Source organism: Rhodococcus sp. WWJCD1, assembly GCF_002258735.1.
Classification (GTDB): domain Bacteria; phylum Actinomycetota; class Actinomycetes; order Mycobacteriales; family Mycobacteriaceae; genus Rhodococcoides.
In genome coordinates this window covers 115,318-130,115 of the sequence record NZ_NOXY01000011.1, presented here as the reverse complement: position 1 = coordinate 130,115, position 14,798 = coordinate 115,318, and the positions used below count along the sequence as shown (strand labels likewise).

Sequence of the window (14,798 nt, the reverse complement as noted above, 5' to 3'; positions counted from 1 at the left end):
GCGGTGACCGTCGTGCAACAAGCTCGTTTCGTCTATTTCGATCAGATGACAGAAATCTCACCGACACGTCGACCTGACAAGATGGGGCCATGACCGGCGCAGGCAGACCGAGATTGAGCACGAAGAAGCGGCCCGGCGACACCGCTCGCGAGGAGATACTCGACGCATCGGCCGAGCTGTTCACCACTCGCGGCTTCACCAACACCTCGACTCGCGTCATTGCCGAGGCCGTCGGATTGCGTCAGGCCTCGCTCTATCACCACTTCGCCACCAAGGACGACATCCTCGACGCACTTCTCAGCGGCACCGTCGACGCGCCGTTGGCCGTTGCGCAGCGAATCCGTGATTCCGGGACCGAGGCCTCGACCCAGATGTACGCGCTTGCCTACTTCGACGCCGGGCAGCTCGCCGCATCGACATGGAATCTGGGCGCGCTCTACCTCCTGCCCGAGCTGCGCAGCGAGCGCTTCGAGACCTTCCGCGACCATCGGTACACGCTGATGAGTCTGTATGCGGCCATCGCGTCGGACACGCTGGTTCAACTCGACTCCGAGCGTCGACCGGGCACAGAAGACCTGCCGTTTCGCCTGGTGGAGACCGTGGTGAACGCGCGTGCCGACCGCGAGAACGGGCGCCGAGACCCGACGGCGGATGCGGCGGGGATCGCCGAAGCCGCCCTGCGGGTCCTCGGCTGGACCGGGGATGTCACGGCGTTGCACGGGAGTGCTGAGGCCCTGCTCGAGGAGGTCGTCGGAATAGTCGAGGATCGTCGGTCCTTGCATTCGACATGACATCGATAGCAATAGTCGGAGCAGGTGCAGGTCTCGGAGCAGCAGTGGCGCGCAAGTTCGGCGCCCAAGGCTTCTCGGTCGGCCTGATCTCCCGCAACCAGTCCCGTGTCGACTCGCTCGCCGATCAGCTGGTGGCCGACGGTGTATCCGCGAAGGGCTTCGTCGCCGACGTGCGCGACCCGGCCTCGATCGCCGCGGCCTTGGAGCAGGTCACCGAAACACTCGGCCCCATCGAGGTGCTGCAATACAGCCCGCTTCCGCAGAAGGACTTCATGCGGCCCGTACTCGAGACCACCCCGGCAGACATGGTCGGCCCGGTCGAGTTCTCCATCTACGGACCCATCGCTGCCGTCCATCAGGTGCTACCGGGAATGCGATTCCTCGGCGAGAACAAAGGCACGATTCTGTTCGTCAACGGCGGCTCTGCGGTGAAGCCCGGTCGTACGGTCACCGGCACGTCCATCGCGTTCGCAGGCCAGGCGGCGTACGCGCAGCTGCTCAACGAGGAGTTGGCCGAGGAGGGAATCCAGGTGTCGCAGTTGATCATCGGTGGTGCCATCGACGGTAGCGATCCGAAGAAGAGCCCCGAGGCTCTCGCCGAGCAGCTGTGGAGCCTGCATACCGAACGGAACAGGTTCCGGGTTCAGATCTCGGCTGACTAGGCTTGCCGGCATGACATCGCTGCCCGACTGGGCTCAGAGCCTGGACCTTGCACCCCACCCGGAGGGTGGTTGGTTCAAGGAGACCTGGCGCAGCGAGGTCACGATTCCACAGACATCTCTGCCCGACGGTTATCCCGGCCCGCGCGCGGCAGGTACGGCAATCCTGTTCCTGCTGATGCCCGGTCAGCAGTCGGCCTGGCACACCGTTCGCGGCACCGAGATGTGGCTCTACCACCGAGGCAGTCCAGTGCAGCTGGATCTCGGCGGTGCAGGGGACAAGCCAGGTGACGCGACCTCGCTGCTGGTTTCGCCCGAATCCCCGCAGCAGATCGTGCCTCCGTCGGTGTGGCAGCGGGCGCAGCCGGTGGGCGACGAACCGAGCCTGGTGAGCTGCATCGTCACTCCCGGATTCGATTTCGAGGACTTTCGGCTCGAGGACTCCCATGGGTAGGAAGCGGGCGACGGCGTCGGCCGGCGCTCTGCAACCCGGTGTGTTCGAGATCGATTCGGGCACCTGTGAATTGGTGCGAGATACCTTCTCGGACGACGGGTGGGTCGTCAACGTCAACGATGTTCCGAGTTCACACATCGACATGAACGACCCCACCGTGCTCGAGTTCGAGTACATGCGGTGGATCTCGGGATTGGTACGTGCGCAATGGGATTCGACCTTCCCGCTGCGCGCGCTGCATCTCGGGGGCGGGGCCTGCACGCTGGCACGCTCGTTCACCGCCGAGTTTCCCGGTGCGCGTCAGGTGGTCGTGGAGCTCGACGGGAAGCTTTCGGAGCTTGTTCGTGAATGGTTCGATCTACCGCGGGCACCTCTGCTGCGTATCCGCGTCGGTGAGGCTCGGGCGGTGACCGAGACCTTGAGCGAGAACAGTCGTGACCTGATCGTGCGAGATGTGTTCGCCGGAGCCACAACTCCGGCCCCGCTGCTCACCGCCGAATTCACCACCCATGTCCGACGCGTCCTCGCACCCGGCGGTATGTACGTCGTCAACTGCGGTGACCGCCGGGACCTGTCGCTCGCGAAGCAGGAGGCGTCGACCATCGGAAGTATCTTTCCGCACACGGCAATCGTCGCGGATCCGGCGATGCTCAAGGGCAGGCGTTACGGCAATATCATCATCGCCGGCAGTGACGTTCCGATCGGGGACTCGCCGTCGTTGGCCCGCGAACTACTCGGCGGCGCAGTTCCGGCGCACGTGTGGCTGACTGAGGAAGTGCAGTCCTTCGCTCGCGACGCGCGAGTACTGAAGGATTAGGGAGCTGGATTGTTGCTCGCGAGATCCTTGGCCAGTCGCTCGGCCGCCGAGATCAGCAGGGGTACGAACTGTTCGGCCGATTCGAGGGTGACCCGAGCCGAGGGCCCCGCGATGGACATCGCCGTGAGTGTCGGAGCGCCGAGTACCGGGACGGCGAAGCAGCGCACCCCTACCTCCTGCTCGCCGTCGTCGATCGCGTAGCCGCGTTCGCGGATCAGCGCGAGATCCGCGAGCAACGCGTCGAGGGTGGTGATCGTGTTGACGGTGCGGGGAGTCATGCCGAGGCGGCCGACGATCGCGCGGACGGCGTCGTCGTCCAACTGCGACAGCAATGCCTTGCCGACGCCGGTGGAATGTGGCAACACGCGCTGACCGACCTCGTTGAACATCCGCATCGCGTGCTCCGACGGCACCTGCGCGACGTACACCGCCATGTCGTCCTCGAGAAAGGCCATGTTGGACGTCTCGTGGGTGATCCGGACCAGCTCGGCGAGGTACGGCTTGGCCCATCCACCGATGAGCTTGGAGGCACTGTCGCCCAGTCGAATGAGTTTGGTGCCCAATGCATATCGGCGTGACGGTAAGCGTCTGACGTAGCCGAGGGAGACCAGTGTGCCGATCAGTCGGTGCACCGTCGGCATCGGCAGATCGGTCGCCTCGGCGAGTTCGCTGATCCCGATGGATCCACCGGAGGCGGCCATGATGTCGAGCAGCTCGAACGCTCGCTCCACGGACTGCACCCCGCCACCTGCCGCCACAGTCCACCTCGCACCGTCGTAGTCGTACCCGTCCCGAAGGACTCTACTGGTGATGCCGCGTCGCCACCGGCGGTGCAGCGGTCACCACCGAGGGTGAGGGCTTCTGGCCACGGGTGACGACGTTGAAGAGGATGTTCAGTACGACGGCCACGATGCTCGCGGCGCTGATACCCGAGTCGAGCACCACGTGCACCCAGTCGGGAAACGCGGCGTAGAAGCCCGGTACGGCGATGGGAATGACACCGAACCCGATGGCCACCGCCACTATGACGAGGTTGAGGTTGCCGTCGAACTCGACCTTGGACAGTGTCCTGATGCCGCTGGCCGCCACCGAGCCGAACAGCACGATGCCCGCACCGCCGAGCACCGGCAACGGCACCGATGCGACGACCAGCCCGAGGATGGGAAAGAGTCCGAGGAACAGCAGCACCGATCCGCCGGCTGCGACGACGTAGCGACTCTTGATCCCGGTGACGGCCACGAGTCCGACGTTCTGGGCGAACGCACTGGCCGGGAAGGTGCCGAACACGGGAGCGATGGTGGTGGCGACCATGTCTGCTCGCAGGCCGTCGCCGACGCGTCGGGCATCGACGTCGGTGCCGACGATTTCACCGACGGCCAGGATGTCGGCGGTGGTTTCGGTCATGATCACCAGGATGACGACCACCATCGACATGATGGCCGCCACCTGGAATGTCGGTGCTCCGAACGCGAACGGCTCGGGGAAGCTGAAGATGGCACCGTCACTCACACCGGAGAAATCGGCCTTGCCGACGAGGACCGCGAACACCGTGCCGACGATGATGCCGATGAGGATCGACAGGCGCGAGAGTGTGCCCTGCACGAGTCGGCTGACGAGCAGAACCACCACGAGGCTGAATGCCGCGAGACCGATGTTGGACATCGAGCCCCAATCGGTGGCCTGCTGATCTCCGCCCATGGCCCACCGAACCGCAACGGGCAGTAGCGAGATGCCGATGACGGTGATGATCGTGCCGGTCACCACCGGTGGGAAGAAGCGAACGATCTTGCTGAAGAACGGGGTGATGAGGATGCCGATGGCACCGGCGGCGATGATGGCTCCGAACACCGAGTTCAGTCCGCCCGGGCCGCTCGCGATCGCCACCATCGTCGAGACGGACGCGAACGAAATTCCCTGTACCAGAGGTAACTTCGCACCGAAGTAGGGTACTCCGAGTGTCTGCAGCAACGTGGCCGCTCCGCTGACGAACAGCGCGGCCGAGACCAGCAGTGCGATCTCGGTGCCGGTCAATCCCGCTGCGCCGCCGACGATCAGGGGTGGTGCGATGACACCGCCGTACATCGTCAGGATGTGCTGCAATCCGTAGACGTACGACCTGCCGATCGACAACCGCTCGTCCTCGGGACGGGCGGGATCGTGCGGCGCATGAGTCTTGGTCGGCGTGCGTTTCGTCAGCTTCATGTCGTCTCGCTCCTAGCAGAATCCGGGCACGGTATCCCAGGCGCGGCCTGCGTCCGGGGCATCGTCGCGTTCCACCGTGGCCTCGATCAGACCGTAGGGGCGATCCGCGACGTAGAAGACCTCACCGGGGTTGTCGAGTCCGAACGGCTCTAGGTCGACGAGGAAGTGGTGGATGTTGGGCATCGAGAACTTGATCTCGCCGATCTCCGGGTGTGCTTCGAGAACCTGCTTTCCCATCTGGAACAGGCTCTGCTGCAACGCAAGAGAGTGAGTGGACGCGAAGGCATCGAGCATGATCGAACGGACGTCGTCGAAGGTCTTGTCGAAATCGAGCTCGGTGGTGAGGTACCGCCAGCGGGCGCTGACCGAGGTGGCCAGGATTCGGTCCGTGGTTTCCTTCAGCGTGGTGTAGCGGTCTTTCGGGTAACCCCAGAACTCCGACGCCGTGGAGTTGAGGACCACAAGATCGTTGACTCCGGAGACGATGGAGATGTCGTCGCCGTCGACCGTGACGATCGTGTTCCGCTTCTCGTCGCTCGCCTTGACGAACGAGTGGTCGTATCCGTCACTTCCGTTCGCGATACGTGACCACTGGTACTGCTCGATCTCCCAGCGTCCACCGCTGATCCAATCGAAGTTGCCGGTGAAGTGCGCGCCCAGACGGAGTGCGAAGTTCTCGATCGCGCCGATGCCGTCGCGAGCGAAGGCGTAGACGGTGTTCTTCTGGGTGTCCGTGGCGACGACGTGGGCGTTGTCGCCTTCGATGTGGACAGCGTCGAGGTCGCCGCGAAGCTGTGAGGTGACGCTGACGTCGGTGATGCGGTGGCGGGGCGTCTCGCGGTCGATGCGGACGAGCCTGCATTCGGCCTTGCCGTACTGGTTTGCTCCGAGCACGATGGTCATGGGTTCTAGCTCCCTCGATAGGTGGTGAAAGCGAACGGACTCAACAGAAGTGGGATGTGGTAGTGCTGGTCGGGTGCGGTGATCTCGAAGGTGACGACAACTTCGGGGTGAAAGCATTCGGTGTTCTGCGCCGCGAAGTACGCACCGGTGTCGAAGGTGAGGCGATAGGTTCCGGGTGTCAGTTCACTCGGCCCGAGTGAGGAGACTCGGCCCTGCTCGTCGGTGACGGCGTGGGCTGCCTGGGCACCGGTAGCGTCGGTCAGAGAGATCGATATCCCCTGCGCCGGAATTCCTTTGGCGGCATCGAGTACGTGAGCGGTCACGTGGCTGCGGTGGTCAGGCATTGCCCAGGCTTCCTGTCGCGCGCACTGCCGCGATCTCTCGCAGTTCGTGCTCGACTACCGCAGCTTCGGTTCGGCGGTCGTTGGCGAGTCGGCTGTCCAGGGCCTTCAGCACGTCATGTGCGTCGCGGCCGGCTGCCCTGATCAGGAACACCTGCCCGAAGCGCTTCTCGTAGGCCAGGTTCCCCGCTCGCAGGCGTTGTTCGATGCTCTCGTCCGAGACGTCCACGCCGGATTGCTCGGTGCTCGCATGGCGAGCGCTGGCGTCGTCACCCTCGGGCCGTTCGCCGATGCGCGGATGTACCGCGAGTGCTCGGTGTACTTCGTCGGTCGTCAGTGGCGATGCGGCGTGGGTGATGGCGTGGCGAAGGGACCGGTCGTCGACGAACGGTCGGTGCCGTAGAACCTCGTTCACCCAACGGGGAACGTCCAGGCAGAGCGACAGGATTCGAGCAGCTTCGGCCTCGGGGGCCTCGTTCAATTCGGTCGTCGCGTCGGGACCGCGCAGTCGCGATTCCGCATTACGAAATGTTGATTCCACCAAACGAGCGTGACACCGATCACAGCCGGTGTCAAGGGTCGATGTGTGGCCCGCCGCGAGAGAGGGCTTTCTCGTTGCAGCAGCGGGGCATTGGGCGCACGGGCCCACTCCGGGTCTTGACAGGACCACGTGGCGCACGCCACACTCGGTCAAACAAACGGAATTAAGATTCCGTATTACGGACTTTCAGATGGTCCGCTCGACTCCGAAAGGAACGACTTCATGACGGAGCTCTTCTGCAATGGCGGTGCCATGCGCGGCGGTAGCCTGCACCACAACGTCTCCTCGCACCCGTTCGTGGGCACGGTGCGCACCACGCCCAACTACCGGTTCTTCTCGGTACGGGACGAATTCCCGGCGCTGCTGCTCGATCACACCGCCGGTGCGGCCATCGAAGGCGAGCTGTACGACATTCCGCTCGACGACATCCGTACCGCGTTCCTCCCGGACGAACCGCCGGAGCTCGAGCTCACCGTGGTTGCGCTCGAGGACGGGCGTTCGGTCCTCGGCGTCGGCCTCCGCCCCGGGGTGCTCGACGCGCAACCGGACGAGCTGACCGACATCACCTACGCCGGCAGCTGGCGTCGATACCGCGGACTGCCGCAACCTCAGAACTGAAAGGCACTGCGCATGAACCCCTTTGCTGACTCTCGACTCCAGTACACCGTCAACTGTTCCATTCTCTTCACCGATGTGCCCCTGCTCGATCGCCCGCAGCGCGCTCGTGACGCGGGGTTCGACGCCGTGGAATTCTGGTGGCCGTTCTCGAACCCGGTCCCGTCCGATGCCGACGTCGACGCATTCGTCTCGGCCGTCCGGGATGCGGGCGTACAGCTGACCGGACTGAACTTCGCCGCGGGAGACATGCCCGCCGGGGATCGCGGGATCCTCTCCGATCCGGCCCAGGTGCAGGCGTTCCGCGACAACATCGACGTCACCGTCGGAATCGGAGAGCAGCTGGGCACCCGGGCCTTCAACGCCCTGTACGGCAACCGTATCGAAGGTGTGGATCCGCTGGATCAGGACGAGGTCGCCATCGAGAACCTGGCCGCCGCAGGTAGAGCTGCAGCGAAGATCGGCGGCGTCGTGCTGGTGGAACCCGTCAGCGGCGCGCCCGCCTACCCGTTGAAGTCCGCTGCCGGTGCCGTCGCCACTATCCGCCGCGTAGCCCGTGAGCAGGACGTACACAACCTCCGCCTGCTTGTCGACCTCTACCACCTCGCCGTCAACGGAGAGGACGTTCCCGCAGCACTCGAGGCACACCACGACCTGATCGGGCACGTGCAGATCGCCGACTCCCCGGGCCGCGGCGAGCCGGGAACCGGCAGCCTCGATCTCGGCGGACAGCTCACCGGTCTGGCAGCACGGGGTTACGACGGCTACGTCGGACTCGAATACAAAGCCACCCGCGAGAACACGTTCGACTGGCTCCAGCTGGCTCTTTCCACCGGCACCACGACCAAGTAGGGATTGATATGAGCACCATTGCATTCATCGGCCTCGGAATCATGGGCAGCCCCATGTCCGTTCATCTCGCCAAAGCAGGCCACCAGGTGGTCGGCTACAACCTGACGCCCGACCGCACCGGCCCCCTCGTCGAAGCCGGCGGTACCGCGGCCGACTCGATCGCCAAAGCCGTCCACGACGCCGACATCGTCGCGATCATGGTTCCCGACTCTCCGGACGTGCAGGAGGTTCTCACCGGTGAGGGCGGTGTCTTCGACAATGCTCGACGCGATGCGCTGATCATCGACTTCTCCAGCATCCGTCCCGACGTCACCGCCACCTTGGCGGCCGACGCGTCCTCGCGCGGGTTCCGTATCCTCGACGCCCCGGTATCCGGCGGACAGGCCGGAGCCGAGAACGCGACTCTGTCGATCATGGTCGGTGGCAGCGCGGACGACTTCGCCACGGCCAAGCCGATTCTCGACGTCGTCGGCAAGACCGTCGTGCACGTGGGTCCGAGCGGATCCGGGCAGACGGTCAAGGCGGCCAACCAGTTGATCGTGGCCGGAAACATTCAGGTGCTCGCGGAGGCCATTGCGTTCCTCGAGGCCTACGGCGTCGATCTGGCTGCGTCGGTGGAAGTTCTCGGGGGCGGCCTCGCTGGTTCGGCCGTGCTGAACCAGAAGGCGCAGAAGATGCTGGACCGCTCGTTCGAGCCTGGCTTCCGCATCGACCTGCACCACAAGGACCTCGGCATCGTCACCTCGGCTGCGCGTGAAGCGGGCGTCGTGATTCCGATGGGCGCGGTGCTGGCGCAGCTGATGGCCTCGGCGCGCGCCAACGGTGATGGTGGATTGGATCATTCGGCGCTGTACCGCGGTGTCGCTCGGCTCTCGGGCTCCTCGATCACAGGTAAGGACAACTGACATGGCCAGGATGCGCGCGGCCGATGCCGCAGTGAAGATTCTCGAACTCGAAGGTGCAACAACTGCATTCGGCCTGCCCGGTGCTGCGATCAACCCGTTCTACGCGTCGATGCGCAATCACGGTGGCATCCGGCACGTGCTGGCTCGCCACGTCGAAGGTGCCTCGCACATGGCGGAGGGCTTCACCCGCGCCGCACCGGGCAACATCGGTATCTGTATCGGTACCTCCGGTCCGGCCGGCACCGACATGATCACCGGGCTGTATTCGGCCATGGCCGACTCGATTCCGATTCTTGCGATCACCGGCCAGGCTCCGGTTGCGCGGCTGCACAAGGAGGACTTCCAGGCCGTCGACATCGCGTCGATCGCGGCGCCCGTCACCAAGATGGCGATGACGGTGCTCGAGCCGGCCCAGGTTCCCGGTGCATTTGCGCAGGCGTTCCATCTGATGCGGTCCGGTCGCCCCGGTCCGGTGCTGATCGATCTGCCCATCGACGTGCAGCTGGCCGAGATCGACTTCGATCCCGACACGTACCAGTCGCTGCCCGTGCACAAGCCAGTCGCCTCGCGTGCTCAGGCCGAGAAGGCCATCGACATGCTTCTGGCTGCCGAGCGCCCATTGATCGTGGCCGGCGGCGGCATCATCAACGCCGATGCGTCGGACTTGCTCGTGCAGCTCGCCGAGATCCTCGACGTGCCGGTCATCCCGACGCTGATGGGCTGGGGCACCATCCCGGACGATCACCGCCTCGCCGCAGGCATGGTCGGTCTGCAGACCGCGCACCGATACGGAAACGCAACGCTGCTGGCCTCGGACTTCGTGCTCGGCATCGGAAACCGTTGGGCCAACCGGCATACCGGCGGTCTCGACACATACCGCAAGGGCCGGAAGTTCGTCCACGTCGACATCGAACCGACCCAGATCGGACGCGTCTTCGCACCGGACTACGGAATCATCTCCGACGCCAAGGCCGCCCTCGAGCAGTTCGTGGCCGTCGCCGAGGAGCGTCGTGCCGCAGGCACGCTGCGTGACCTGTCCGGTTGGGTCGAGGACTGTGCGACGCGCAAGCGCACGATGCATCGCCGCACTCACTTCGACAACGTGCCGATCAAGCCTCAGCGCGTGTACGAGGAGATGAACAAGGTCTTCGATCGGGATACCCGCTACATCAGCACCATCGGGCTCTCGCAGATCGCGGGCGGTCAGTTCCTGCACGTCTACTCCCCCCGCAACTGGATCAACTGCGGGCAGGCCGGCCCGCTCGGCTGGACGATCCCCGCGGCTCTGGGTGCGGTGGCTGCCGATCCGACCGCGAATGTCGTTGCCCTGTCCGGCGATTACGACTTCCAGTTCATGATCGAGGAGCTGGCTGTCGGTGCGCAGTTCAATCTGCCGTACGTGCATGTGGTGGTGAACAACTCGTACCTGGGACTGATCCGGCAGGCGCAGCGCGCCTTCGACATGGACTTCTGCGTCCAGCTGGGATTCGACAACATCAACCACCAGGACACCTTGGACACTCAGCCCGGTATCCCCAAGGGGTACGGCGTCGACCACGTCCAGGTGGCAGAAGGCCTGGGGTGCAAAGCGCTTCGGGTCACCGAGCCCGAGCTCATCGGTGAGGCGCTCGTGCGGGCCAGGACTCTGGCCAACGAGCACAAGGTTCCCGTTGTCGTCGAGATCATTCTGGAGCGGGTCACCAACATCTCGATGGGTACCGAGATCGACAACGTCGGTGAGTTCGAGGAACTGGCCAACACGTCGGCGGACGCGCCCACCGCGCTGCTCCTGCTGGACTAGAGATGACGCGAATTCTGCTGGCACCCGACAAGTTCAAGGGCTCGCTGTCCGCGGCCGAGGTCGCTCGCGCGTTGGCCGAAGGTCTGGTCGCGGTAGACCCGTCGCTCGAGACGGTGTGCCTACCCGTCGCCGATGGGGGTGACGGCACCGTCGATGCTGCCGTCACCGCCGGGTGGGACCGGGTGGCCGTCACGTGCTCGGGGCCGACCGGTGAGGCGGTCGATACGTCGTATGCCCGTCGTGGTGATACTGCCGTCGTCGAACTCGCCTCGGCGGTCGGGCTCGAGCTTCTGCCGGGCGGTCGCTCGGATGCATTGGGAGCCAGCACGTTCGGGCTGGGCACGGTGATCGCGCATGCACTCGAGGCCGGCGCTGATCGTATCGTCGTCGGGCTCGGGGGAAGCGCATCCACTGACGGCGGCGCGGGCATGCTGACGGCGCTGGGGGCACGCATCCTCGATGCCGACGGCAACGACGTCGCGCGTGGTGGCGGTGCTTTACGTGGCGCGGTGCAGCTGGATGTCTCCGGTCTGATGCCGTCGGCTCGGAATGCGGTGTTCGAGTTGGCGTGCGATGTCGACAACCCGTTGCTCGGCCGGACCGGAGCGGCAGCGGTCTACGGACCGCAGAAGGGTGCCGGACCGCAGGAACTGCTGTATCTGGAACACGGAATGCGGCAGTGGGCGCATCTGGTGCGCAACGCAATCGGACGCGATGTCAGTGGTCTCGCCGGCACCGGGGCGGCTGGCGGCACGGCGTTCGGAGCCATTGCTGTACTCGGTGCGGTTGCCAAGCCGGGTATCGAGACCGTGCTCGAGCTGATCGACTTCGCCGGTGCCCTCGCCGGCGCAGATCTGGTCGTCACCGGCGAGGGCTCACTCGACGAGCAGAGCCTCTACGGCAAGGCACCCATCGGAGTCGCGCACGCAGCGCGCGAAGCGGGTGTTCCGGTGATCACTGTCGCCGGGCGCAGCGTCATCGGCCTGGATCGGTTGCGCACTCACGGGATCGTTGCCTCCTATGCGTTGGCCGATCTCGAGCCGGACCCCCGAATCTCCATGCGCGACGCGGCCAGGCTGCTCAGCGAGGTAGGTCGAATGATCACCACCACAAACATTTCGGAAGGAATCTCATGAGCACCACGCACTTCACCTCGTTGACCGATCTCGCGTCCCGGGCCCTCGGCGGCAGCGTCTCGGCCGCGAACGACGAACTGTTCGCGCAGCGCGAGAACCTGATCAAGCCCGACGCTCCGCTGTTCGATCCGGCGGACTTCGGCCACAAGGGAAAGGTGTACGACGGGTGGGAGACTCGACGTCGTCGTGACGAGGGTGGGCACGACTGGGCGATCGTACGTCTCGGCGCACCGGGCATCGTGCACGGCGTTGTGGTCGACACCGCACACTTCACCGGCAACTACCCGCCGTTCGTCTCCATCGAAGCGGCGTCGATCGAGGGCTACCCGTCCCTCGACGATGTACTGAAGGCGGACTGGCACACCATCGTGGACAAGTCTGCGGCAGTGGGTGATACAGCGAATACCTATGAGGTGGCGGATCGGCACCGGTGGACGCACGTACGCTTGTCCATCTACCCGGACGGCGGCGTGGCTCGGTTCCGCGTGCACGGTGAGGTAGTGCAGGACCCTCGCTTCCTCGGGGGCACCATCGACCTGCTCGCGGCCGAGAACGGTGCGCGGCTCACCGATTGCTCGGATGCCTTCTATTCGTCCCCCGCCAATATCATCCTGCCCGGGCGGGCACGGAACATGGGCGAGGGCTGGGAGAACTCCCGTCGTCGCAACGGCGGCAACGACTACGCGGTCTTTGCACTCGCGGCACCCGGCGCACCTCGGCACGTCGAGGTCGACACGAGCTACTACGTCGGAAACGCTCCGGGGTGGGTTCGGCTCAGCGCCATCGATTCTCGTCGCCGACACATCACGGATCCGACGGCGTGGACCGAGATCCTCGCGCGCACCGCGGTGCAGCCGGACACGCGACACCGCTTCCTGCTGAACGAGACGGAGGCGTACACACACCTACGACTCGACGTGTACCCCGACGGCGGTTTGTCTCGGCTGCGATTGTTCGGCGAGCTCGACGCCGATGCGCTCGACGCGGCTGACATCGCGTGGAAGTCGTCCGAGCTCCAGAGTGTCTCCAGTGCAGTCTGATCTGGTTCTTCGCGCTGCTCGTGCAGTGATCGGCGGACGAGAGGTCTCGGCGTCGATCTCTGTCCGGGACGGCCGGATCGTGGCTGTCGATTCCTATGATGTGGATGCTTCGGCGGCTGCTGGGACGGTGGTCGAGCTCGGGCCGGACGAGGTGTTGCTGCCGGGGTTGGTCGATACGCACGTGCACGTCAACGAGCCGGGGCGCACCGAGTGGGAGGGGTTTGCCAGCGCTACCCGGGCGGCTGCGGCGGGTGGCATCACGACCATCGTCGATATGCCGCTCAACAGTATTCCCCCCACTGTCGACGTCGCGGCGCTGGAGATCAAGCGCCGGGTTGCGGCCGAGAAGTCGGTCGTGAACGTCGCATTCTGGGGCGGCGCAGTTCCCGGAAACGTCGATCAGCTGCGGCCGTTGCACGACGCAGGAGTCTTCGGATTCAAGTGCTTCCTGCTGGCGTCGGGCGTGGACGAGTTTCCGCCGCTGACGATTCCGGAACTGGAGAAGGCTCTCATCGAGATCGCGTCGTTCGACGGGCTGATGATCGTGCACGCGGAGAATGCCGAGGTCATCGCCGAGGCCCCGTCCGCGGCGGGTCGTGAGTACGCGGGGTTCCTGGAATCGCGTCCGCGGGCGGCAGAGAACCGGGCCATCGAGCAGGTGATCGAGCTGTCCCGTCAGACAGGGTGCCGGGTGCACATTCTGCATCTGTCGAGTGCGGATGCGCTGCCGATGATTGCAGCGGCGAAGCGCGACGGGGTGCGGGTAACCGTCGAAACCTGTCCGCACTACCTGTGTTTCGACGCCGAGGACGTGCCGGCGGGAGCGACGCAGTTCAAATGCTGCCCGCCGATCCGGGAGGCCGGCAACCGAGAGGCGCTGTGGCAGGGTCTGCTGGACGGCACGATCGACACGATTGTCACCGACCACTCCCCCTGCACCCCCGACCTCAAGCGGTTCGACACCGGGGACTTCGGCGATGCCTGGGGTGGCATCGCGTCGTTGCAAGTGTCACTTGCTGCGGTGTGGACCGAGGCGCGATCCCGCGGCTGTGCACTGACCGACATCGTACGATGGATGGCCACGAACACCGCCGATCAGGTGGGCATGACTGATCGCGGACGCATCGAGGTCGGTTGCGCTGCAGACCTTGTGGTGTTCGCGCCCGACGAGAAATTCACCGTTGACGTTGCGCAGTTGTACCACCGAAACCCGGTGACGGCTTACGATCGACTGGGCTTGTCGGGTGTGGTGCGACGGTCATGGATCGCAGGGTCGGAATCCTCGACGGGGTGTCTGCTGTCGCGCGACTAGAACGGCGGTGCCGTGTCGTCTGTCTCGGGCTGTTCGTTATCGGGTGGGTCGGGGTAGGCGATGATGCCGGAGCGTCTGGGTTTGGTGGGGATGTGTGGCCTCAGGTCGTTGCCGATGATGGGTACGGCTGTTCCGTTGGTGGGCAGGGTGATTCGGGTGGTCTTCGAGGTGGATCGCCAGAGTATTGCGCCGCCGGGGAGCATGACTGCTGTCCAGTAGCCGGCGGTTTTGACGGTGTGGTGGAACTCGCAGAGACATTGGAGGTTGTTGATGGTGGTCCAGCCTCCGCCGAGGGGGTTGGCGTGATCGAACGGGGTGATGTGGTCGAGTTGGCAGCGGTTCGCGGGGCGGTGGCAGTCGGGGAAGCGGCAGTGTCGGTCGCGGAGGCGGACTGCTGCGGTGGTGAGGGTGTCGGGACGGTAGATCAAG

Annotated in this window: 17 protein-coding genes; 11 read left to right on the top strand and 6 right to left on the bottom strand. The window is 65.1% G+C overall.

Annotated elements, in window-relative coordinates; translation table 11 throughout:
• Positions 1-89 precede the first annotated feature (89 nt).
• The 4 genes from CH286_RS07545 to CH286_RS07530 are packed head-to-tail and all read left to right on the top strand — an operon-like array spanning position 90 to position 2,721.
• Positions 90-791 (top strand): TetR/AcrR family transcriptional regulator, encoded by a 702-nt coding sequence (locus tag CH286_RS07545; protein WP_037151922.1) that lies wholly within the window; start codon positions 90-92, stop codon positions 789-791.
• Positions 788-1,453: an SDR family NAD(P)-dependent oxidoreductase gene (locus CH286_RS07540; RefSeq protein ID WP_032402229.1), complete on the top strand. Its 666-nt coding sequence runs from the start codon at positions 788-790 to the stop codon at positions 1,451-1,453. The genes CH286_RS07545 and CH286_RS07540 overlap by 4 nt, the downstream gene beginning before the upstream one ends.
• A gap of 10 nt (positions 1,454-1,463) precedes the next feature.
• Positions 1,464-1,904 carry a cupin domain-containing protein gene (locus CH286_RS07535; RefSeq protein ID WP_094608831.1) on the top strand — a complete coding sequence of 147 codons (441 nt, stop codon included), beginning with the start codon at positions 1,464-1,466 and terminating at the stop codon, positions 1,902-1,904.
• Positions 1,897-2,721, top strand: coding sequence for a spermidine synthase (locus CH286_RS07530; protein ID WP_094608830.1), 825 nt, complete (start codon positions 1,897-1,899; stop codon positions 2,719-2,721). Before CH286_RS07535 ends, CH286_RS07530 begins: the two co-directional genes overlap by 8 nt.
• Here the strand turns inward: CH286_RS07530 and CH286_RS07525 are convergent.
• Genes CH286_RS07525 through uraD form a run of 5 tightly spaced genes read right to left on the bottom strand, consistent with a single transcriptional unit; the run spans position 2,718 to position 6,708 of the window.
• Entirely contained in the window at positions 2,718-3,479 is a 762-nt protein-coding gene (locus CH286_RS07525) for an IclR family transcriptional regulator (RefSeq protein ID WP_037151915.1), read from the bottom strand. The two genes, CH286_RS07530 and CH286_RS07525, sit on opposite strands and share 4 nt — an antisense overlap.
• Positions 3,480-3,522: 43 nt before the next feature.
• Positions 3,523-4,923, bottom strand: a complete 1,401-nt coding sequence (locus tag CH286_RS07520; protein ID WP_080734433.1) for a nucleobase:cation symporter-2 family protein — start codon at positions 4,921-4,923, stop codon at positions 3,523-3,525.
• A 12-nt stretch (positions 4,924-4,935) separates the two neighbouring features.
• Positions 4,936-5,826, bottom strand: a complete 891-nt coding sequence (gene pucL, locus CH286_RS07515; protein ID WP_094608829.1) for a factor-independent urate hydroxylase — start codon at positions 5,824-5,826, stop codon at positions 4,936-4,938.
• 5 nt (positions 5,827-5,831) lie between these two features.
• Positions 5,832-6,170, bottom strand: coding sequence for a hydroxyisourate hydrolase (gene uraH, locus CH286_RS07510; protein WP_032402224.1), 339 nt, complete (start codon positions 6,168-6,170; stop codon positions 5,832-5,834).
• Positions 6,163-6,708, bottom strand: coding sequence for a 2-oxo-4-hydroxy-4-carboxy-5-ureidoimidazoline decarboxylase (gene uraD / locus CH286_RS07505; RefSeq protein WP_230592394.1), 546 nt, complete (start codon positions 6,706-6,708; stop codon positions 6,163-6,165). The genes uraH and uraD overlap by 8 nt, the downstream gene beginning before the upstream one ends.
• Before the next feature lie 222 nt (positions 6,709-6,930).
• Between uraD and CH286_RS07500 the strand changes: the two genes are divergently transcribed.
• The 7 genes from CH286_RS07500 to allB are packed head-to-tail and all read left to right on the top strand — an operon-like array spanning position 6,931 to position 14,369.
• Positions 6,931-7,326 (top strand): allophanate hydrolase-related protein, encoded by a 396-nt coding sequence (locus CH286_RS07500; RefSeq protein WP_032385160.1) that lies wholly within the window; start codon positions 6,931-6,933, stop codon positions 7,324-7,326.
• 12 nt (positions 7,327-7,338) lie between these two features.
• Positions 7,339-8,175 (top strand): hydroxypyruvate isomerase family protein, encoded by an 837-nt coding sequence (locus CH286_RS07495; protein ID WP_094608828.1) that lies wholly within the window; start codon positions 7,339-7,341, stop codon positions 8,173-8,175.
• An 8-nt stretch (positions 8,176-8,183) separates the two neighbouring features.
• Positions 8,184-9,080, top strand: a complete 897-nt coding sequence (locus tag CH286_RS07490) for a 2-hydroxy-3-oxopropionate reductase (protein ID WP_032402223.1) — start codon at positions 8,184-8,186, stop codon at positions 9,078-9,080.
• Position 9,081: 1 nt separating this feature from the next.
• The gene (gcl, locus tag CH286_RS07485; RefSeq protein ID WP_094608827.1) at positions 9,082-10,881 is read left to right on the top strand and encodes a glyoxylate carboligase; all 1,800 of its coding nucleotides are present in this window, start codon (positions 9,082-9,084) and stop codon (positions 10,879-10,881) included.
• A gap of 2 nt (positions 10,882-10,883) precedes the next feature.
• Positions 10,884-12,017 (top strand): glycerate kinase, encoded by a 1,134-nt coding sequence (locus tag CH286_RS07480; RefSeq protein ID WP_094608826.1) that lies wholly within the window; start codon positions 10,884-10,886, stop codon positions 12,015-12,017.
• Positions 12,014-13,057, top strand: coding sequence for an allantoicase (gene alc, locus CH286_RS07475; RefSeq protein WP_032402220.1), 1,044 nt, complete (start codon positions 12,014-12,016; stop codon positions 13,055-13,057). The genes CH286_RS07480 and alc overlap by 4 nt, the downstream gene beginning before the upstream one ends.
• On the top strand, positions 13,047-14,369 hold the full coding sequence (allB, locus tag CH286_RS07470; protein ID WP_441347105.1) for an allantoinase AllB: 1,323 nt from the start codon (positions 13,047-13,049) through the stop codon (positions 14,367-14,369). The genes alc and allB overlap by 11 nt, the downstream gene beginning before the upstream one ends.
• On the opposite strand, the gene CH286_RS07465 is transcribed toward allB, so the two are convergent.
• Entirely contained in the window at positions 14,366-14,797 is a 432-nt protein-coding gene (locus CH286_RS07465; protein WP_094608824.1) for an HNH endonuclease signature motif containing protein, read from the bottom strand. The two genes, allB and CH286_RS07465, sit on opposite strands and share 4 nt — an antisense overlap.
• Position 14,798: the final 1 nt, after the last annotated feature.